19 protein-coding genes are annotated in these 20,114 nt (G+C 69.6%); 10 read left to right on the forward strand and 9 right to left on the reverse strand.

The features are described 5' to 3' along the window. Nucleotides 1-43: 43 nt before the first annotated feature. Nucleotides 44-283: a hypothetical protein gene (locus tag VLF38_RS03745; RefSeq protein WP_325269945.1), complete on the reverse strand. Its 240-nt coding sequence runs from the start codon at nt 281-283 to the stop codon at nt 44-46. A 63-nt stretch (nt 284-346) separates the two neighbouring features. Between VLF38_RS03745 and VLF38_RS03750 the strand changes: the two genes are divergently transcribed. Continuing rightward, nucleotides 347-1,324: a carbohydrate kinase family protein gene (locus VLF38_RS03750; protein ID WP_325269946.1), complete on the forward strand. Its 978-nt coding sequence runs from the start codon at nt 347-349 to the stop codon at nt 1,322-1,324. A 5-nt stretch (nt 1,325-1,329) separates the two neighbouring features. Here the strand turns inward: VLF38_RS03750 and VLF38_RS03755 are convergent, their stop codons facing one another. Both VLF38_RS03755 and VLF38_RS03760 read right to left on the reverse strand, forming a co-directional pair. After that, nucleotides 1,330-1,557: a sulfurtransferase TusA family protein gene (locus VLF38_RS03755; protein ID WP_325269947.1), complete on the reverse strand. Its 228-nt coding sequence runs from the start codon at nt 1,555-1,557 to the stop codon at nt 1,330-1,332. Further along, complete coding sequence (locus tag VLF38_RS03760; protein WP_325269948.1) at nt 1,554-2,702, reverse strand: cysteine desulfurase family protein; 1,149 nt, start codon at nt 2,700-2,702, stop codon at nt 1,554-1,556. The genes VLF38_RS03755 and VLF38_RS03760 overlap by 4 nt, the downstream gene beginning before the upstream one ends. 103 nt (nt 2,703-2,805) lie before the next feature. On the opposite strand from VLF38_RS03760, the gene coxB reads away from it, so the two are divergent. The 5 genes from coxB (at nt 2,806) to VLF38_RS03785 (ending at nt 8,181) form a co-directional block, all read left to right on the forward strand. After that, entirely contained in the window at nt 2,806-3,690 is an 885-nt protein-coding gene (coxB, locus tag VLF38_RS03765) for a cytochrome c oxidase subunit II (RefSeq protein ID WP_325269949.1), read from the forward strand. Further along, nucleotides 3,687-5,357: a cytochrome c oxidase subunit I gene (gene ctaD / locus VLF38_RS03770; RefSeq protein WP_414689357.1), complete on the forward strand. Its 1,671-nt coding sequence runs from the start codon at nt 3,687-3,689 to the stop codon at nt 5,355-5,357. The genes coxB and ctaD overlap by 4 nt, the downstream gene beginning before the upstream one ends. Further along, complete coding sequence (locus tag VLF38_RS03775) at nt 5,354-5,767, forward strand: cytochrome c oxidase subunit 4 (RefSeq protein WP_325269950.1); 414 nt, start codon at nt 5,354-5,356, stop codon at nt 5,765-5,767. The genes ctaD and VLF38_RS03775 overlap by 4 nt, the downstream gene beginning before the upstream one ends. A gap of 125 nt (nt 5,768-5,892) precedes the next feature. Beyond that, entirely contained in the window at nt 5,893-7,092 is a 1,200-nt protein-coding gene (locus VLF38_RS03780; RefSeq protein ID WP_325269951.1) for a L,D-transpeptidase, read from the forward strand. 135 nt (nt 7,093-7,227) lie between these two features. Next, a complete protein-coding gene (locus VLF38_RS03785) occupies nt 7,228-8,181 on the forward strand; it encodes a hypothetical protein (RefSeq protein WP_325269952.1) in 954 nt (317 codons plus the stop codon). Between the two features lie 176 nt (nt 8,182-8,357). On the opposite strand, the gene VLF38_RS03790 is transcribed toward VLF38_RS03785, so the two are convergent. From VLF38_RS03790 to VLF38_RS03805, 4 genes are read right to left on the reverse strand one after another with little or no spacing between them, the layout of a single operon-like run. After that, nucleotides 8,358-10,097 (reverse strand): cytochrome b, encoded by a 1,740-nt coding sequence (locus tag VLF38_RS03790; protein ID WP_414689358.1) that lies wholly within the window; start codon nt 10,095-10,097, stop codon nt 8,358-8,360. Beyond that, a complete protein-coding gene (locus VLF38_RS03795) occupies nt 10,094-11,167 on the reverse strand; it encodes a ubiquinol-cytochrome c reductase iron-sulfur subunit (RefSeq protein ID WP_325269953.1) in 1,074 nt (357 codons plus the stop codon). The genes VLF38_RS03790 and VLF38_RS03795 overlap by 4 nt, the downstream gene beginning before the upstream one ends. Continuing rightward, nucleotides 11,164-12,063, reverse strand: a complete 900-nt coding sequence (locus VLF38_RS03800; protein ID WP_325269954.1) for a c-type cytochrome — start codon at nt 12,061-12,063, stop codon at nt 11,164-11,166. Before VLF38_RS03800 ends, VLF38_RS03795 begins: the two co-directional genes overlap by 4 nt. Nucleotides 12,064-12,100: 37 nt before the next feature. Continuing rightward, nucleotides 12,101-12,706, reverse strand: coding sequence for a heme-copper oxidase subunit III (locus tag VLF38_RS03805; RefSeq protein WP_325269971.1), 606 nt, complete (start codon nt 12,704-12,706; stop codon nt 12,101-12,103). Nucleotides 12,707-12,813: 107 nt separating this feature from the next. Here VLF38_RS03805 and VLF38_RS03810 point away from each other — a divergent pair, with 107 nt between their 5' ends. The 4 genes from VLF38_RS03810 to trpD are packed head-to-tail and all read left to right on the forward strand — an operon-like array spanning nt 12,814 to nt 15,757. Continuing rightward, entirely contained in the window at nt 12,814-13,767 is a 954-nt protein-coding gene (locus VLF38_RS03810) for a cytochrome c oxidase assembly protein (protein ID WP_325269955.1), read from the forward strand. A gap of 22 nt (nt 13,768-13,789) precedes the next feature. Then, on the forward strand, nt 13,790-14,194 hold the full coding sequence (locus VLF38_RS03815; RefSeq protein ID WP_325269956.1) for a hypothetical protein: 405 nt from the start codon (nt 13,790-13,792) through the stop codon (nt 14,192-14,194). Continuing rightward, the gene (locus VLF38_RS03820) at nt 14,194-14,715 is read left to right on the forward strand and encodes an OsmC family protein (protein WP_325269957.1); all 522 of its coding nucleotides are present in this window, start codon (nt 14,194-14,196) and stop codon (nt 14,713-14,715) included. The genes VLF38_RS03815 and VLF38_RS03820 overlap by 1 nt, the downstream gene beginning before the upstream one ends. A 10-nt stretch (nt 14,716-14,725) precedes the next feature. Next, nucleotides 14,726-15,757 (forward strand): anthranilate phosphoribosyltransferase, encoded by a 1,032-nt coding sequence (gene trpD, locus VLF38_RS03825; RefSeq protein ID WP_325269958.1) that lies wholly within the window; start codon nt 14,726-14,728, stop codon nt 15,755-15,757. Between the two features lie 10 nt (nt 15,758-15,767). Here trpD and VLF38_RS03830 read toward each other — a convergent pair whose 3' ends face one another. Then, nucleotides 15,768-16,385, reverse strand: a complete 618-nt coding sequence (locus VLF38_RS03830; protein ID WP_325269959.1) for a hypothetical protein — start codon at nt 16,383-16,385, stop codon at nt 15,768-15,770. 34 nt (nt 16,386-16,419) lie between these two features. Next, nucleotides 16,420-20,010, reverse strand: a complete 3,591-nt coding sequence (locus VLF38_RS03835; RefSeq protein WP_325269960.1) for an Ig-like domain-containing protein — start codon at nt 20,008-20,010, stop codon at nt 16,420-16,422. Nucleotides 20,011-20,114 lie beyond the last annotated feature (104 nt).

Raw genomic sequence — 20,114 nt, forward strand, 5'->3', positions numbered from 1 at the left:
CCCCCGCCGATCGGCGGGGGCCTTCGTGCGTCCGGAGGGCGGCTCAGCTCGGGCGGTCGAAGAACGCCGCACCCATGCGGGCCACGCGGTCGGAGACGGCGAGGACCGGAGCCTTCACACGGGCGGGCGCCACGCCGGCGACGGCTGAGGCGGCGACCTCGACGGCACGCCGCGGGAGCGGCACCTGGATGTTGCGCTTGGCCTCCGCGCAGTCGCCGTGCATCTCCGCGGGTGAGCTGGCGTCCTCGTAGGGCACGGTGTCAGGCTGCTTCACAGTCGTCATGGCCTCGACGCTAGGGACTACCGACGGGTACCTGAACCCCTACCGGACGGTAGTCTTCCGCGCATGTCGCTGCTGATCACCGGCTCCATCGCCACTGACCACCTCATGACCTTCCCGGGCCGGTTCGCCGACTCGCTCGTCGCAGAGAAGCTGGACAAGATCTCGGTCTCGTTCCTCGCCTCCGACCTCGAGGTACGCCGAGGTGGTGTGGCCGCCAACATCGCCTTCGCGCTGGCCCGGCTCGGCGAGCGCCCGGTGCTGGTGGGCGCGGTCGGTGAGGACTTCGCGGAGTACCACTCCTGGCTCGACCGCCACGGCGTCGACTGCTCGTCCGTGCACTACTCCGAGACGCAGCACACCGCGCGGTTCACCTGCACCACCGACACCGAGATGAACCAGATCGCCTCGTTCTACCCGGGCGCGATGGGTGAGGCCGGCCAGATCGAGCTCAAGCCGATCGCCGACCGCGTCGGGGACCCGACGTACGTGCTGATCGGTGCCGACGACCCGGGGGCGATGCTGCGCCACACCGAGGAGTGCAAGGAGCGTGGCTACACGTTCGTCGCGGACCCCTCGCAGCAGCTCGCCTTCGCCGACGGCGACCTGATCCGTCCGCTCATCGAGGGCGCGGACATCCTCGTCTCCAACGAGTACGAAGCAGAGCTGATCGTCACCAAGACCGGGTGGAGCGCGGACGAGGTGCTCGGCAAGGTCGGCACCTGGGTGACCACCCTGGGCAAGGACGGCGTCCGGATCCGTGACAAGGACGGCCTGCTGGTCGAGGTCGGCGTGCTCGACGGCGTCACGCCCGTCGAGCCGACGGGTGTCGGCGACGCCTTCCGCGGCGGCTTCCTCGCTGCGCTGACCCGCGGCCTCGGCTGGGAGCGTGCGGCGCAGCTGGGCTGCACCATCGCGGCGTACGTCGTGGAGACGGTCGGCACGCAGGAGTACACCGCGACGGCCGACGAGATGCTGACCCGCCTGGGTCAGACCTACGGCGAGGCAGCCGAGAAGGAGATCCGCGAGGCGCTCGCGATCTGACGGACCTACAGGAGGCGGCGCACCACGTGGACGGGTGTGCCGTCTTCTGCCATTTCCTCGCCGACGTACGCCTGGCCGCGCATGCGGCACCACGCCTGCGTGTCGACGCGTGCCGCGACGTCGGTGGCCGCAACCGCGATCTCGTCGCCGACCTCGACGGCCGGCAGTGCCTTCGCCAGCGCGATGATCGGCGCGGGGCACCGCAGGCCACGGCAGTCGAGCTCGAGCCTCACAGCCCGACCTCGGCGCGGATGTCGCGCACCACGTCGGGCAAGAGGGCGAGGAAGCGGTCGACCTCGTCCTCGGTGGTCGTCCGGGTGAGGGAGAGACGCACGTTGCCGTGGGTGAGCACGCCCATGGCCTCGAGCACGTGGCTCGGTGCCAGCGTCGAGGCCGTGCAGGCCGAGCCCGACGCCACACCGAAGCCCTTCTCCGCGAGGCGGGTCACCAGCGCCTCGCCGTCGACGTACAGGCAGGAGAAGGTGACCAGGTGGGGGAGCCGGTCATCCGACGCGCCCACGACCTCGACGTCGGGGATGCCGGTGACGGCTTCGCGGACGCGGGCGACCAGCGCGTGCTGGCGGGCGCTGGTCTCCGCGCGCTCGGCGACGACGGCCTGGAGCGCCGCCGCCGCGGCGAGGGTCGCGGGGACGTTCTCGAACCCGGAGCCGCGCTCGTCGACGCGGTCGTCGGCGGGGTAGGGGTTGCGCCACGGCGAGCCCTTGCGGACCAGCAGTACGCCAACACCGGCCGGACCGCCCCACTTGTGCGCCGATCCGGCAGCGACCGACCAGCCACGGGGGAGCGGGATGCGGCCCATCGAGGCACAGGCGTCCATGAACAGCGGAGCACCCGGTGCGGCATCCGCGAGCTCGTCGATCGCCTGGAGCGTCCCGACCTCGTGGTTGGCCGACTGCACGGCCAGGGTCGACGTGCCGTCGACCTCCTCGAGTGCCTCGTGGACGGTGCCGGGGAAGAGGCGACCCTCGCGGTCGACCGGTAGGGAGCGTGACGTGGTCGCGAGCATCGACGCCGCCCAGTCGGCGGCGTGGAGGACCGAGGAGTGCTCGACGGCGGAGTGGAGCAGCGTGGTGCCGCGCCTGCGTTCGCCGAGCAGCCCGAGGAGGCCACGGTGGACAGCGTCGGTCCCGGAGGTGGTGAACGAGACCTCGTCGCGACGTACGCCGAGGGCAGCAGCGGTGGCCTCCCGCGCGTTGTCGAGGATCAGCCGCGCGTTGCGTGCCTCGGCGTGGAGTCGCCGCGGGTCGGCCCAGCCGTGGTCGAGCGCCGCGAGGAGCGCCTCGCGGGCCGCAGGATGCAGTGGCTCGGCCGAGGCGGCGTCGAGATACCCGGCGTGCGGGTCGGAGGGCAATCTCACACCACGAACCTACCGGGCGGGCTGGGACACAAGAGCCCCACTTGTTCCGCTAGAGTCCGCGTATCCGTGAAGTCTTAGAGGAAGGCTCGTTGTGGGTCTGCACATGACCAGGCGTGCTCGCCAGACGGCGCTTGGGGCGTTCGTCGGCGCCAGCTTCCTTCTCCTTGGCGCCTGTGACGCCGAGACCGAGAAGCAGATCGACCGCTGGGCCATGCCCGGCAACTCCCCGGGCACCGAAGAGGGCCAGCTGATCTTCGAGCTGTGGAAGGGCGCGTGGATCGCCGCCCTGATCACGGGCGCGATCACCTGGGCGTTCATCTTCTACGCCTCGTGGCGCTTCCGTCGCCGCAGCGACGACGAGATCCCCGTGCAGACGCGCTACAACCTGCCGCTCGAGATCTTCTACACGATCGCCCCGATCATGATGGTGATCGTCTTCTTCGCGCACACCGTGCGTGTGCAGGAGGCCGTCCTCAACGAGACCCCGGAGCCGGACAACTGCGTCCAGGTCGTGGGTCAGCAGTGGTCGTGGACCTTCAACTACAACGAGTCGTGCGACGACATGGACGGCAAGGTCACCTACGTGGCCGGCACCGGTTCGCAGATCCCCACGCTCGTCCTGGAGAAGGGCAAGACGACTCAGTTCTGGCTGTCGTCGCCCGACGTCATCCACTCCTTCTGGATCACCGGCTTCCTCATGAAGATGGACATCATCCCCGGCCAGGAGGGTGAGGCGCGCAACCACTTCTCCGTCACTCCCGACAAGGTCGGCGACTACCGCGGCAAGTGCACCGAGCTCTGCGGCGTCTACCACTCGCGGATGCTCTTCAACGTGAAGGTCATGGAGAGCGCCGAGTACGACGCCTACATGGCGAAGCTGGCCCGGGACCCGGAGCACGTTTCGGACTCGCCGCTCCTCGGCGGCGAGCACGCCACCACCACCGCCGGCCTCGAGGCCGACGAGACCGAGACCGGAGGCCACGAGTGAGCGCGGCAACTGCGCCCCTGACCGCCAGCGACCGTAAGCCGCTGGGCACGAACATCTTCCGTCTCCTGACGACCACCGACCACAAGCTGATCGGCAAGATGTACCTCGCGACGTCGTTCGCGTGGTTCATGTTCGGTGGCCTGCTGGCGCTCCTCATGCGTTCGGAGCTCGCCTTCCCGGGCACGCAGGTCGTCAGTGACGAGACGTTCAACCAGCTCTTCACCATGCACGGCACGATCATGCTGCTGCTCTTCGCGACGCCGCTCTTCTTCGGATTCGGCAACGTCGTGATGCCGCTGCAGATCGGTGCTCCTGACGTCGCGTTCCCGCGTCTGAACATGCTGAGCTACTGGCTCTACCTGTTCGGTGGCCTCATCGCCGGCGCCGGCTTCCTCACCCCGGAGGGTGCGGCCGACTTCGGCTGGTTCGCCTACACGCCGCTCTCCAGTGAGATCCGCTCGCCGGGCATCGGTGGAGACATGTGGATCATGGGCCTCTGGATGGGTGGTCTGGGCACCATCCTGGGTTCGGTCAACTTCATCACGACGATCATCTGCATGCGTGCTCCCGGCATGACCATGTTCCGGATGCCGATCTTCGTGTGGAACGTCCTGATCACGTCGCTGCTGGCGCTCCTGGTCTTCCCGATCCTCGCCGGCGCGCTGCTCATGCTCGAGGCCGACCGTGCGCTCGGCGCACACGTCTTCGACAGCAGCCACGGTGGCGCCATCCTGTGGCAGCACCTCTTCTGGTTCTTCGGCCACCCGGAGGTCTACATCATCGCGCTGCCGTTCTTCGGCATCGTGACCGAGATCCTCCCGGTCTTCAGCCGCAAGCCGATCTTCGGCTACGTCGGCCTCGTCGGTGCCACGCTCGGCATCGCGATCCTGTCGGTCGCCGTCTGGGCGCACCACATGTTCGTCACCGGAGCGGTCAACCTGGCCTTCTTCTCCGGCATGACGTTCCTGATCGCCGTCCCGACAGGCGTGAAGTTCTTCAACTGGATCGGCACGATGTGGGGCGGCTCGCTGAGCTTCGACACCCCGATGCTCTGGTCGGTCGGCTTCCTGACGACCTTCCTCTTCGGTGGTCTCACCGGCATCATCCTCGCGTCGCCGCCGCTGGACTTCCACCTCTCCGACTCGTACTTCGTGGTGGCGCACTTCCACTACGTCGTCTTCGGCACGGTCGTCTTCGCCATGTTCGCGGGCTTCTACTTCTGGTGGCCCAAGATGACCGGCAAGATGCTCAACGAGACGCTCGGCAAGATCCACTTCTGGATCCTCTTCATCGGCTTCCACCTGACCTTCCTCGTCCAGCACTGGCTTGGTGTCGAGGGCATGCCGCGCCGTTACGCCGACTACCTGCCTGACGACGGCTTCACCGTCCTCAACCAGATCTCGACCGTCGGTGCGTTCCTGCTGGCGTCGTCGACGATCCCGTTCATCATCAACGTCTGGCTCACGCGCAACGCGCCGTCCGTCGAGGTCGACGACCCGTGGGGCTGGGGCCGGTCGCTCGAGTGGGCCACCAGCAGCCCGCCGCCGCGCCACAACTTCCACACGATCCCGCGGATCCGTTCGGAGTCCCCGGCGTTCGACCTGCACCACCCCGAGATCGCGGCCCTCGAGGTCGAGACCGCTGACGCAGAGGAGCTGACCAAGTGAAGGCTGAGGCTTGGGTCTTCGGATCCGTCACCGCGTTCTGCGCGCTGGTCACTCCGGCGTACTGGGTGATCACGGACGCCTCCGACAAGGGTGGTGACTGGACCGGCACGTCGGCCCTCACGATGACCACCCTGCTCTTCGGCATGTGCACCCTCTACCTCGGGTTCCACGCCTCGCGCATGGACCCGCGTCCCGAGGACCGCAAGGACGGCGAGATCGCCGACGGCGCCGGCGAGCTGGGCTTCTTCCCGCCGTACTCCTGGTGGCCGCTGTGGTGCTCGCTGACCCTCTCGGTCATCGTGCTCGGTGTCATCCTCGCCTGGTGGCTCTTCGCCATCGGCGTCGCGCTCGGCCTGCTGGCCGTGCAGGGCTGGATCTTCGAGTACTACCGTGGAGAGCACGCTCACTGAGCCACTCCACTGACCTCGACGAGGGCCCCACCGCGGTGACGAGCAACACCGCCGGTTGGGGCCTTCGGCGTCTTTCAGGCAGTTAATGTGGTTCCTGCACATCTTCCTGATCTGGAGCTTCCCTGATGACCGCTGGCCTCTCCCGTGCCGTCCGTGTGGCGGCGGGTCTCGGCGCCCTCGCGCTGCTCACGTCGTGCAACGCCGTGCCCGACGTCCTGGGCGGGCCTGCCGACGCGGGCACGCCGACGGCGGAGGCCGTGGTCGCCCCCAGGCTGAGCACCAACGTCCAGGGCACGGCCGTGACGGTCAATTCCCGCGTCGTGGCGACCGCTGCGGACGGCACGTTCTCCGCGGTGACGTTGCGGGCTCGCGACGGCGAGACCGCCGGGTCGACCATCCCCGGCACGATCGCTCCCGACGGCACCACCTGGCGTGCCGGCGCGCTGCTCGAGCCCGCCACGACGTACGTCGTCGTCGCGCGGGTGAAGGACGCTGCGGGCAAGGTCGTGCCGCTGCGTACCCGCTTCGCCACCCAGTCGCTTGAAGGGCACCAGGTCTTCCCGTCGGTCGCGCCGCTGGCCGGTGAGACCGTCGGCATCGGCATGCCCGTGATCGTGGCGTTCGACGCCCCTGTGGCCGACAAGGCACGCTTCGAGAAGCGCATGCGCGTGACGAGCAAGCCGGCCCAGACCGGCGCCTGGCACTGGCTGAGCGACCGCGAGGTGCACTGGCGGCCGCAGTCGTACTGGACGCCCGGCACCGACGTCCACGTCGACCTGGACCTCAACAGCATCCCGGCCGGCGACGGCTTCTACGGCCAGGAAGACCGCGACATCGACTTCCACGTCGGCGACGCCCACGTCTACAAGGTCAACGCGCAGACCCACCAGATGCAGGTCTACTCCAACGGTGCGCTGCTGCGGACGATCCCGGTCACGACCGGCATGCCGGGCTTCACCACGCGCTCGGGCACCAAGGTCGTGGTGTCGAAGGAGCGTGAGCGGACGATGGACGCCGAGACCACGGGCATCAAGAAGACCGATCCCGAGTACTACCGGGTCGAGGTCGAGTACGCCATGCGGCTGACCTACTCGGGTGAGTTCATCCACGCTGCGCCCTGGTCGGTCGAATCGCAGGGCCGCGCCAACGTCTCCCACGGCTGCACCGGCATGTCGACCGAGAACGCCGCCTGGCTCTACGCCATGACCGTCCGCGGTGACGTCGTCGAGACCGTCGGCACCGACGTCGGCATGACCCTCTACAACGGCTACGGCGACTGGAATGCCTCCTTCGCCGACTGGCAGGCCGGCTCCGCCCTCACCTGACGCCGAGGCGGCGCGTACCTGCACGTGGAGGGCGCCGAGGCGGCGCGTACCTGCAAAGTTGTCCACAGGGCGGCGTTGCGCACGTGGCGCGTTGCCCGCTTCTGGCGGACAACTGGGTGCATGAGACTCGCACCCTTGGACTTCCTGACCCCGACCGACCTTCCGGTGCCGCAGGACCGCCCGTTCTCGACAGCTGAGGCGCTCGACTGTCTACACGACTGGCGCAGCCTCGGAGTAGCAGTCGATCGGGGCCTCTTGGCTCAGCCGCTCCGTGGTTGCTATCAGGTCGCGACGCTGGGGGACACCCTCGAGAGCCGCGTCGCGGCGGTTCGCCTCGTCGTACCCGCTGATGCAGTGGTGTGCGACAGAACTGCCGGCTGGCTGCACGGTGCGCCGATGATCCTGGCGCCGGGCGACCACCTGATCACCCCACGCGTGTCCGTCTTCGTCCCCGAGCGTGGCAGGCGCATGCGCAACGGACTGATGGAGAGCGGCTCGCGCGATCTCGAGGACCGCGACATCGTCGAGATCGACGGGCTGCGGGTGACCTCACCGCTGCGCACATCGTGCGACCTGGGACGGCGGCTGCACCGGGCGCAGGCTCTTGCCGCCCTCGACAGCATGCTGCGCTCCGCGACTGTCACCCGCGACGAGATCCTCGACGCTGTCGAGAGGTTTCGCGGGTTTCGCGGTGTGCGTCGGCTGCGGGAGCTCGCTCCACTCGCAGACGGTCGTGCCGAGTCGCCACCCGAGAGTGCCTTGCGGCTCACCTGGCTCGACTGCGCCGAGCTGCCGCGGCCCGATCTGCAGATCGAGATCCCCACACCCTGGGGGACTTCCTACCGGCTGGACCTCGGTGTGCCCGAGCTCGCGTACTCGGGGGAGTACGACGGACCGGAGTGGCACGGGGAGGAGCGTCTTGCCGAGGATCGTGAGCGACGGTCCTGGATCGAGGCCGAGGCCGGGTGGTGCATCGACGCCTTCGTCGCGGCGAATGTCTACGGCCCTACGGCCGATGCGGATGCCCGGCTCCGCACCGGCGTACGTCGGGCCCTCGCTGCCCGGCGTTCGGTCTGGTACTGCGTCTGAATGCAGGTTCGCGCCGCCTCGGCGTGGGTGCGCTGCAGGTTCGCGCCGTCTCGGGGTGATTGGGCTGCAGGTTCGCGCCGTCTCGGCGAAAAACAGGAAGGGCCCGCCGTGCTCCCGTGGGGGAGTGGCGGGCCCTTCTCAGGTGGCCTCGGCGGAGAGCCGCCTCAGGCAGTGCCTCAGTGGCGGAGGCTGTCGCCCTCGACCTCGTGGCGGCCGTCGAACTGGTGGCCGTCAGCCGCGTGGTCCAGGCCGGCCTCGAGCTCGTGCTCGTGGTGCGCGTGGTGGTGCGCCTCCTCGAGCTCCTCGGCGGTCGGCTTCTGCACGTTGTCGGCGAACATCCACGTCGAGAGCTTGGCCCGGGCCTTCTCGGCGCGGCCGCCCTTGCCCTCGACCTTGCCCTCGACCGGCTCAGCGACGACCTCGTCACGCGGGCGAGCGGTGAGGCGGTAGGCCTCGTCGCCGTTGATCGGGAGGTGACGCTCGGAGTAGCCGCCCTCGGGGGACCGCATGATGATGCCGGTCTCGTAGCCGTGGAGGAGCTTCTCGCTGTCGTGACGCTGCAGGGCGATGCACCAGCGCTTGGTGACCAGGAAGGCGATCACCGGCAGGACGAAGACGGCGACGCGCATGAAGTAGGTGATCCACTCCATGTTCATCGACAGCTGGGTGGCGAGCAGGTCGTTGCCGCCAGCGGCCCAGAGCAGACCGTAGACGGTCATCATCGCGGCCAGGAACGCCGTGCGCGTCGGAGCGTTGCGCGGGCGGTCGAGGATGTGGTGCTCCTTCTTGTCGCCGGTCACCCAGGCCTCGAGGAACGGCCAGGCCATCATGATGCCGAGCAGGACCATCGGGGTGACCATGCCCGGGATCAGGATGTTCCAGGAGAGGGTGACGCCGAAGAGGTGGGTCTCCCAGCCCGGCATGATGCGGAGGAGGCCCTCGGCGATGCCCATGTACCAGTCAGGCTGCGAGCCCGCGGTGACCTTCGAGGGGTCGTACGGGCCGTACTTCCAGACCGGGTTGATCGACAGCAGGCCACCCATGACAGCGGTGACACCGAAGACGATGAAGAAGAAGCCACCGGCCTTGGCGGCGTACACCGGCATCATCGGGTAGCCGACGACGTTCTCCTCGGTGCGGCCCGGGCCGGCCCACTGGGTGTGCTTGTGGTAGACGACGAGCAGCATGTGCGCGGCGATCAGGGCGAGGATCAGGCCCGGGATCAGGAGCACGTGGGCGATGTAGAGGCGCGGGACGATCACGTCGCCCGGGAACTCGCCACCGAACATGAAGAACGACATGTAGGTGCCCAGGACCGGCGTCGCCTTGACCAGGCCGTCGGCGATCCGGAGGCCCGTGCCCGAGAGCAGGTCGTCGGGGAGCGAGTAGCCGGCGAAGCCCTCGACGATGCCGAGGAGGATCAGCACGCCACCGATGAGCCAGTTGACCTCACGCGGCTTGCGGAAGGCACCGGTCACGAAGACGCGCATCATGTGCACGAGCATCGCGGCGATGAAGAGCATCGCGGCCCAGTGGTGCATCTGGCGCATCAACAGGCCGCCGCGGACGTCGAAGGAGATGTCGAGCGAGGACGCGTACGCCTCGGACATCTCGACGCCACGGAGCTGGTCGTAGGAGCCCTGGTACTGGATCTCGGCCATCGACGGCACGAACCACAGCGTCAGGAAGACACCGGTGACGAGCAGGACGACGAAGCTCCACAGCGCGATCTCGCCGAGCATGAAGCTCCAGTGGTCCGGGAAGACCTTCCGGATCATCTTCTTCTGCGAGGTGGCCAGACCGAGGCGGTCATCGGCCCACTTGACGACAGCGGAGCCCTTCGCAGCCATGCCCGAGGTCGGGGTGGCGGCGGGGGTGGTGCCGTTGGACTTGGCGACGTTGTCAGTCATTTTCAGCCACGCTCCCAGTAGCTCGGGCCCACAGGCTCCTTGAAGTCGCTCTTGGCGACGAGGTAGCCCTCGTCGTCCACCTCGATCGGCAGCTGCGGCAGTGCGCGGGCGGCCGGACCGAAGACGACACGGCCCTTGTCGGCGAGGTCGAACGTGGACTGGTGGCAGGGGCAGAGCAGGTGGTGCGTCTGCTGCTCCCACAGGGCGATCGGGCAACCCACGTGGGTGCAGATCTTGGAGTAGACCGCGATGCCGTCGTGGGACCACTCGGCCGTGGCCGAGGTGATGTCCTTGGGCTCCATGCGGACGACGATGACGGCAGCCTTGGTCTTGGCGACCTGGAGCTCGACGCCGTGCGCCGAGTTGGCCTCGATCCGCTCGATGTCCTCGGCGGTGGCGCGGGGGTCGAACGCGTGGACCAGACCCTCGGGCTCGGCGTTGACGAGCTGGCCGATCTCCATGTCAGAGGCCTTGATCCAGCGACCGGTGACGTCGTTGACGACGCGGGTGCCGGCCTTCCAGAACGTCTTCTCCAGCGTCTTCTTGCGCAGCGACGGGGTCGCGACCGGACCGAGGTCGGTCAGGACGACGACTGCCGGGACGCCCAGCAGGCCGACAGCGCCCAGGAGCGTGTTGCGCACGAGGGGGCGGCGGGCGATGCCCGACTCCTCGAGGCCGAGCGCGAGGTCGGCGAGGACCTTCTCGCGGTCGGACTCGTCCGAGGCGGCCGGGTGGCGCAGCTCGGAGATCTCGTGGTCACCCATGAGCTTGCGGCTCCACTGGATGACGCCGACGCCGATGAAGAGCAGCGCGAAGCCGAGGCTCAGGCCGAGGAAGAGGTTGGAGGCACCGAACCCGAGGAAGGTGTCCCAGCTCTCCTTGATGTCGAAGGTGTAGTAGGCGACGGCGAAGAGGATCGCGCAGACCATCGACGCGATGAACATCGCCGAGACCTGGAGCTCGGCGCGGCGCGCAGCCTTCGGGTCGATGTCGGTCGGTCGCGGCAGGTGGGCCGGGATGCCCGGGTCCGCGATCGGCTCGGCCACCACCGGGGTGTGCTCGTTGTGGTCGGTCACGCGTCTTCCTTCTTGTGCGAGCGAGCGGTGTGAGCAGCGATCCAGTAGGCGAAGAGGACCAGGACGCCGATGCCGCCGAGCCAGGCCACGAGACCCTCGGCCACCGGGCCGAGGCCCTTCATGCCGAAGCCGCCGTACGCCGGGGTCTGCTCGCGGTCGTTGATCGAGTAGATGTAGGCGATGATGTCGCGCTTGTCCTCGGGGGTGAGGACGGCGTCGGAGAAGAGCGGCATCTGCTGCGGGCCGGTGAGCATGGCCTCGTAGATGTGCTCCTTCTCGACACCCTTGAGCGGCGGCGCGTAGCGACCCCACGGCATGGCGCCGCCGGAGCCCTCGAAGTTGTGGCACGCGGTGCAGTTGGTGAGGAAGAGCTTGCCGCCGCGGACGATGGCCTCACGCTGCTCGTCGGCCGAGAGGCCCTTGACGGAGTCGAGGTCGTACTGGGTCTCGGTCGGCGCGGCCGGGCCGGGCGCGAGCGAGGCGACGTACGCCGCGAGGTACTCGGTCTCCTGCTCGGTGAAGGCCACCGACTTGCGGGGGGCCTGCTTGCCGGTGGCAGCCATCGGCATGCGACCGGTCTCCACCTGGAAGTGGACGGCCGCTGCGCCGACGCCGACCAGCGACGGGCCGAGGTTGGACTTGCCGTCCTCGGCGAGGACGCCCTCGGCGTTCTGGCCGTGGCAGGTGGCGCAGGAGAGGAGGAAGAGCTTGCGCCCCGCCTCGATCCTCTCGGCCTGCGAGAGGCCGTCGGAGCTGTTCTCCGCGGTCGCGGAGGAGGAGAAGGCGGCGAAGAGGCCGCCGGCCATCAGCAGTCCGAGCAGGATGACGAGCAGGCCGGCGACGGGGCCGCGGCGGTGCCGCGACAGTCGACCTGCGGAGCGATTCAGGAGTCGCACGTGATTGGTCCTAGATCTGTCAGGGAGCTTCGGAGGACTACTTGATGAGGTAGATGGTGGCGAAGAGGCCGATCCACACCACGTCGACGAAGTGCCAGTAGTACGACACGACGATCGCGCTGACGGCCTGCTCGTGGGTGAAGCGGCGCGCCAGGTAGGTCCGTCCGAGGACGAAGAGGAAGGCGATGAGGCCGCCGGTGACGTGGAGTCCGTGGAAACCGGTCGTCAGGTAGAACACGGTGCCGTAGGCGTCGGAGGGGATGGTCAGCCCCTCGTGGATCAGCTCGGCGTACTCGAGGGCCTGGCCGCCGACGAAGACCGCGCCCATGGCGTACGTGAGGATGAACCACTCACGCAGGCCCCAGCCCTTCATGTTGAAGAGGGAGCCGGTGCGCCCGACCTGACCGCGCTCGGCGGCGAAGACGCCGAGCTGGCAGGTGAACGACGACAGCACGAGGATCACCGTGTTGGTCGTCGAGAACGGGACGTTGAGCATCTCCGTCTTGACGTCCCAGAGAGCCACCTCCTGAGCGCGGATCGTGAAATACGCCGCGAAGAGGGCAGCGAAGAACATCAGCTCGGAGGAGAGCCAGATGATCGTGCCCACCGAGACCATGCTCGGACGGTCGTGATGCCCGTGCAGACGGGATGCCGGAATCGCTGTTGCAGTCGCCACGGACGGGATTATGCCGGTCCGGGGGCCGGAGGGCACCCCGACCCCCGCATGTTGGGCGTCATAAAGTTCACAGCGTGCTCTTCCCCCTCGGCCTCACGGCGCTGACCGCCGCTCCCGACCTGCCCCGCTTCACGCTCGGACGGGTCTTCACCTCGTGGTCCCTGGACCCATTCCTCACCGTCGTCTCGGTCTGGGTCGCCGGTCTGTACCTCTGTGGGGTCCTCGTGCTCCGCAGCCGGGGCGACCGCTGGCCCCTGGGGCGGACGCTCGCCTTCGTCGTGGTCGGCATGGGCGCCTTCTTCTTCGCGACCTCGTCGGGGATCTCGGCGTACGACACGACCTTGCTGAGCGTCCACATGGTCCAGCACATGATCCTGTCGATGCTCGTGCCGCTGGCGCTCGCGCTCGGCGCACCGGTCACGCTGGCGCTGCGGACCCTGCCGGGCACAAGCAACCGCGGGCCGAAGAGCTGGCTCCTCGCCGTGCTGCACTCGAAGGTCGTGGCCGTCCTGTCGTTCCCGCCGCTCACGCTCGCGCTGTACGTGCTCTCGCCGTGGGCGCTCTACTTCTCCGGCTGGTACGACGCGTCCCTGGAGTCGGCGTACGTCCACGAGATGATGCACGTGCACCTGGTCGTGGTCGGTGCGATGTTCTTCTGGCCGCTGATGGGCGTCGACCCGGTGCCGGGGCGGGTGGCCTGGCCGTTCCGCCTGGTCATGGTCTTCCTGACGTTGCCCTTCCACGCGTTCCTGGGCGTCACGATCATGGCCCAGGACGAGATCATCGGCGCGTCGCACTACGCGGAGCTCCGCGAGGGGCCGATGGCCGCCTGGCTGCCGACGGCCGCCGCAGACCAGGAGCTCGCGGGCGGGATCCTCTGGGGGGCGGGCGACCTGGTCGCGCTCCTCTTCTTCATCGTCCTCTTCGTCCAGTGGGTCCGTGACTCGATGAAGGAGGCCGACCGCGAGGACCGTCGCCTCGACCTGCTGGAGCGGCGCGCTGCCGCGGAGGCACAGCAACGGGAGTGACCGGCCGGGTAGGCTGCGCGGCGTGAGCGAGAACACACTGCGGGTGCTGGTCTACTCCGACGACGTGACGGTGCGGCGGCAGGTGCTGCTCGCCCTCGGCTCGCGGCCCCACCCGGACCTCCCCGAGGTCGAGTACGTCGAGGTGGCCACCGAGCCGGTCGTCATCCAGCAGATGGACGCAGGCCACATCGACCTGGCGATCCTCGACGGCGAGGCCGTCCCGGCCGGAGGCATGGGCATCGCACGCCAGCTGACCGACGAGATCGCCGACTGCCCGCCGCTGGTCGTCCTGACCGGACGGCCACAGGACGCCTGGCTGGCGACCTGGTCACGTGCCGACGCTGCCGTGCCGCAGCCGCTCGACCCGATCCAGCTCGCCTCGGTGGTCACGGGGCTGCTCCGCGAGCGGGTCCCGGCAGGCTCCTGATGGATGCCGCGCAGCTCCGGGCCGCGCAGGCACCTCTCAAGGAGCGGTTCCGCACCGATCCCGAGTCCGCGCTGATTCCGGTCTCGGCGACGGGCAACTGGAGCGAGCCGGGCATCACCGCCACCATCGACGGCTTCACCGGTCCGGTCCGCGCGGGCCTCCACACGGCCACGGGTGGCGACGGCTCCGACGCCTGCAGCGGCGACCTGCTCATGCAGGCGCTCCTCGGATGCGTGGGCGTCACCCTGCGCAGCGTCGCGACCGCGCTCGGTGTCGACGTACGCCGGGCGGAGCTCGTCGCGGAGAGCACCTTCGACGCACGGGGCACCCTCGGCCTCGACCGTGACGTCCCCGTCGGCATCGGTCCGGTCGTGGTGACCGTGGTGCTCGACACCGACGCCGACGACGCCCGGCTCGCGAAGCTGGCCGAGCTCACCAGTCGTTACTGCGTGGTGGGCCGGAGCCTCCGCGAGGAGCCGGTGATCGAAATCCGTCGTGCCGGGCGCCGCGCGGCCCGATAGCCTGCGGGCCATGACGCACACCTGGCCCGACGTCCTCTCCGCCCTGGTCGCCCGCACCGACCTCACGACGGAGCAGGCCGAGTGGGCCATGGGCCAGATCCTCTCGGGCGTCGCGACTCCCGCGCAGGTCGCCGGCTTCGCCGTCGGGCTGCGGTCGAAGGGCGAGGCGCTCGTCGAGATCGACGGCCTGCTCACAGCGATGTACGCCCATGCCACCCCGCTCGAGATCCCGGGCCGGGCGCTCGACATCGTCGGCACCGGCGGTGACCGCTCCAACTCGGTCAACATCTCCTCCATGGCAGCGATCGTGGCCGCCGGCGCCGGTGCGCCGGTCGTCAAGCACGGCAACCGCTCGGCATCGTCGCAGGCCGGCTCGGCCGACGTGCTCGAGGTGCTCGGCGTCCGACTCGACCTCACGCCGGAGCAGGTCGCCGCGGTCTACGAGAAGGCAGGCATCACGTTCGCGTTCGCGCCCGTCTTCCACGGCGCCATGCGCCACACCGGCCAGGCCCGCCGCGAGCTCGGCATCGGCACGGTCTTCAACTTCCTCGGCCCGCTCGCCAACCCGGCGCGTCCGGCCGCCCAGGCGATCGGCTGCGCCGACGCCCGGATGGCGCCGCTGATGGCCGGCGTCTTCGTCGAGCGTGGCGTCGATGCCTGGGTCTTCCGGGGCGACGACGGCCTCGACGAGATCACCACGACCGGCAGCACCACGGTCTACCGCGCCCACGACGGCTTCCTGCAGACGACGGTGCTCGACCCGACCGCCCTCGGCGTCCCGCTCGCGACCGAGGCCGACCTCAAGGGTGGCGACAAGGAGCACAACGCCGACGTCGTACGCCGTCTGCTCGCGGGCGAGCGCGGTCCGGTGCGGGACGCGGTCGTGCTCAACGCTGGTGCCGCGCTGGCGATCCACGACACCGAGGGCGGCGAGATCCTCGCCAAGATCAAGGCCGGCATGGAGCGGGCCGAGGCAGCGATCGACTCCGGTGCCGCCGCCGCGAAGCTGCAGGCGTGGGTCGACGCCTGCACGGCCGTCTGACGGACGCGCCCTAGGCGTCGAGCACCCAGCTCTCGCCCTCGCGGCGGAAGCCGACGTTGCCGTAGTACGCGTTGACCATGCGCGGCGAGGTGATGACGTGGCGCACGCCCTTGGTGGCGAGCATGCCGCTGCGCCGCCAGACGAACTCGCCGGGAGCGAAGTCGCGGTACTTCGGCGTGACGTAGTCGAGGCGGACCTCGGCGGTGTCGCCCTGGATCTCGAGGACGACGACGCCGACGGTCTCGTCGGCCTTCTGCACGAGGAAGATCGTGCAGCCGGAGGTCTGGCCGAGCGTCGAGGGGTCGAAGTCGGGCTGGAAGCGCGCGATGTCGGCCGCGTGCACGTCGAGCACGTGGGCCAGGTAGCTGTCGTCGTGCTGGACCGGGAAGACCTCGAAGGCCGCCGAGTCGTTCATCTCCTGGACGAGGCGCACGACGAACCAGGCGTTGACCAGGACGAAGAGCGCGTTGAGCCCGACCAGCGGCCAGATCTCGAGCCCGACGGCGAAGACCAGCAGCACCGCACAGCCGACCAGGTTGAGGACGCGGAACCGGAGCACGCGGTGCTGCAGGAGCGAGACGACGACGATCGTCGCCCCGGCCCAGCCTGCGATGTCCCAGATGTCCACGTGCGCAGGGTAGTCGTACTCGCCGGTCGCCGGGTCAGCTGATCCGGACCTTGCGGGTGAAGGCTGCCAGCGCGTTGGCCCGGTCGTCGGTGACCGTCGAGGTCACGACGACGACGTAGGTCGCGCCGCGCCGCAGGTCGGCGGAGGGGTTGAGGACCGCCCGGCGCCGGTCGGACGAGAGCGTCACCGTGGCGCGGAGCCAGGTGGTGGTCCCCAGCCTGCGGATCCGGTAGGTCGCCCGGGTGACGTTGCGCACGGGCTCGCTGAAGGTCGCGGTGAACGACGAGCGGGCACGCGGCAGGCTCGGGGTCAGGGAGACCAGCTTCGGCGGGGTGCCGTCGATGCGGATGGTCCGAGACGCCGACGTGCCCAAGGGCGCTCCGGCCGTGTCCAGCGCGCTCACGCTCCACGTCCACGTGCCGTCGGGGACGGTGCTCGTCGGGGTCCACGCGGTCGCCGGCGTGGTCGTCGGCGTGCCCGGCAGCGTGCGGTTGTTGGTGTCGTGGCCGGTCACCCGGTAGGTCGCGGCACCGGCGACGGGGTTCCAGTCCAGGAGCACGGCGTTGCCCCGGACCCAGCTGCCGCTCACCGGCGACACGAGCGTCGGCGCGCCACCGGACGAGGTGAACCGGGCCCAGGCCGACCACGGGCCAGGGTGCTTCGCCGTGGTGCCGTCGTGGCGGCGTACGCGCCAGACGTAGGCGCTGGTGGAGGCGGGAAGAGGGGCCGGCGGCACGTAGGCGGGCTGGCGGGTGGTGACGTTGAGGACCCGGTTGACCGAGCTCGCGGCCGTGTCGGCGTTGCGGTAGACCTCCAGGGTGTACGTGCCGGTGAACGCGAGCGCCTTCCACGTCAGCACCGGGGTACCGGCGACCGCTGCTCCGTTGACCGGCGTCAGCAGGGCCGGCGGCGGGCTCTTCTTCGTGAACTCACGTGTGGGCGACCAGGTGAGGTCGTTGCCCTCGGCGTCCTCGGCCTGGACCCGCCAGTAGAGCTCGCCGTCCGGGTAGGCCTTCGTGAACGCGGTGTACGTCGGCTGGTCGACCACCACCGTGTCGAGCGGCTGGGCGAAGCCGGGGTCGTCGTCGACCTGGATCCGGTACTGCATCGCGGACTGGTTGGCCTGCTCGCCGGTCGCGGCCCAGGTCGTGGCGGCGTTGGTGGCGCGGTAGTCCTGCCAGGTGAAGGTGACCTCGGGCGAGGAGACATCGGTCGTCGCCGGGTCGGTGTTGTGCGCCGGCTCCTGAAGGGCGACGGCGGGGGAGCGCTTGCGGAAGCTGTTCGTCACGCCGAGGCCCGTCGAGACCGGCGACGCCGCGCAGATCGTCGGGGTCTTGCACGGCCGGACGTACCAGAAGTACGACGCACCGGCCTGGCTGTCGGGCAGCGCCTCGCGGAGGGCGGCGTACGTCGGGGTGTAGCGCGTGTTGGAGGTCGCGCCGAGGCGGGAAAGGCTCTCGGTGAGGTTGGTGAAGTCCTCGTCCTCGGAGACGTAGACGACGTAGAGGCCGGCACCCTCCACGGGGTCCCAGTCGAAGACCGGGGTGGCGGGGACGTCGGGACACGGCACGGCGACCTGGCCGATGCGGTCGGCACAGCCCCGGCCGGCGTCCAGCGTCGCGCCGTCGAGGGCGATCTGCTGACCCGTGGCCGCGGCGAGCTGGGCGATCCGGAAGGTGTGGACCGCGCTGGTGTCGACGGGGAGGCCGGTCGCGTCGTACGCGCGGACCATCCAGTCGTAGGTGCCGGTGCTGAGCAGTCGGGTGCTGGTGTCGGTGATCGCCGGGTAGGCGGTCTTCACCCCGAAGACGTCGCTCGAGGTGTGCCCGAACCAGATGTGCTCGCCGGGACCTGCGCCGGGGTCGTGCGCTCCGACGTACACCTGGTAGTAGGCGGCGTCGGGGTGCGGCTCCCAGCGGAACGCAGGAACGCGGGTGGTCGGTTGCGTCGGGTCGTTGCCCGCCAGGGCCTCGAGTGGGGCGGCGTCGGTGTCCGGGAGCGTGCCTGTCAGGGAGAAGCTGCCGTTGTGGGTGAGCACGCTCGGGGAGCCGCCCGCGGGCACTGCCTGCACCGACCACGTGAACGGTCCGTCGGCCGGCTTGAGGGCGGTCTGCAGCGGGGGCGTGTACGACGTGGCGTACGTCGTCGCGGAGGCGACGGTGCTGCCCACGCGGTTGCGGACGACCACCTTGTAGCTCACCGCGTCCCGCTCGGGGGACCAGGTCAGCGTCGGCACCGCGACGGACGCGCCACCGGTGGGGGAGAGGCGGTCGTTGCCCGGGATCACCTGGTCGTCCCAGATGAAGGTCTGCGTCTCGCTGTAGACCCCCTCGATCCCGGGTGCCGCGGACGGCCGGTCGAGCGCGCGGACCCGCCAGTGATAGACCGTGCCCGGTCCCACGTGGCAGTCGTCGCCGTCCAGCACGCTGGTGGAGGCGGTGTCGTGGTTGATCTGGAACTGGTTGGGCGCGTAGGTCGTGCCCGCGACCCGGCACGCGCTGTAGGTGTTCGGCGAGAACTCGGGGTCGGTGCCCAGCTGGAGCTCGTACTCGGTGGCGTGCTGGACCGGCGTCCACTGCAACCACGGGTCGCCGTCGAGGTGGGAGGGCCCGCCAGACCCGGAGGTGAGCGGGTGCACGGCCTCCGGACGGTCCTTCCAGACCCGTTTGAACTGGGCCCGGACCTGCGACCAGGGGGCCTGCTGGCCGTTGGTGTCAACCGCGCGCACGCGCCAGTAGTACTGGTTGTTGTCGTAGGTGACCGGCGGTGAGTAGCGGGTGCCGTAGACCCGGGTCGTCGCGTCGACGTTGGTCGTGCGGGGGTCGACCAGGGTGTTGAAGTCCTGGTCCGTGGAGACCTGGAGCTCGTAGTAGGAGGCGCCCTCCACAGGCTCCCAGTCGAGGACGACGTGCTCGATCTCGAGGTCGGGGTCGTCCGCGGGCGAGGTGACGGTGACCGGCGGCAGCTCGTCGACGCCGAAGGAGACCGGTCCGGAGAAGGCCGACTCGACGCCGTTGCCGCGCGTGGCCCGGACCCGCCAGTAGTAGCTGCCCTTCGGCAGCGGCCCTGCGACGTACGACGTGGTGCGGGTGGTCGCCGTCGTGAGGGGGCTGATGAAGTCGTCGGTCTCGTCGACCTGCACGGTGTACGACGCGGCGCCGGCGACGGCGGACCAGCTCAGCAGCGGCACCTGCTGCGGTGGCTGGAGGACCGCCCCGATGGGCGACTGGGGGACGGGCACGTGCACTGCCCCCACCTGGATCGCTCTCGACGCCCAGGCGGAGGTGGTGCCGGTGGAGGTGACGGCGCGGACTCGCCACACGAGGTTGCCGGCGGGCAGGACCTGGGTGCTGACCAGCCGGCTGTTGGTGGTGCTCACCGCGAGCGCCGGTGAACCGAACCCCGGGTCGTCGTCGACCTGGACGTCGTAGCGCGCCGCGCCCGCGACCCGGGACCACGCGAAGGTCGGGGTGTTGTCGAGCGTGCTCGTGGCGGTCGGCGTCAGCGAGCCGGGTGCCGCCAGGGCAGAGGCGGGTGACGCCACCGCCAATGCCGCAGTCGGCAGCAGTGCGACCAGCGCTGCCCTTCCGGCGCGCCGCCAGGGCGCGCGCGATCCCTCACGCATGTGGGTCCCCTCCCAAGAACTCAGTGCGGCTGACGCTAGGTCGCGGAGCGCGGACGGGGGAGGGAAAGGTGCAGAGACCACCCGTCTGGTGGCGCAACTCTGAC

The organism is Nocardioides sp. (genome assembly GCF_035481145.1).
Taxonomy (GTDB): domain Bacteria; phylum Actinomycetota; class Actinomycetes; order Propionibacteriales; family Nocardioidaceae; genus Nocardioides.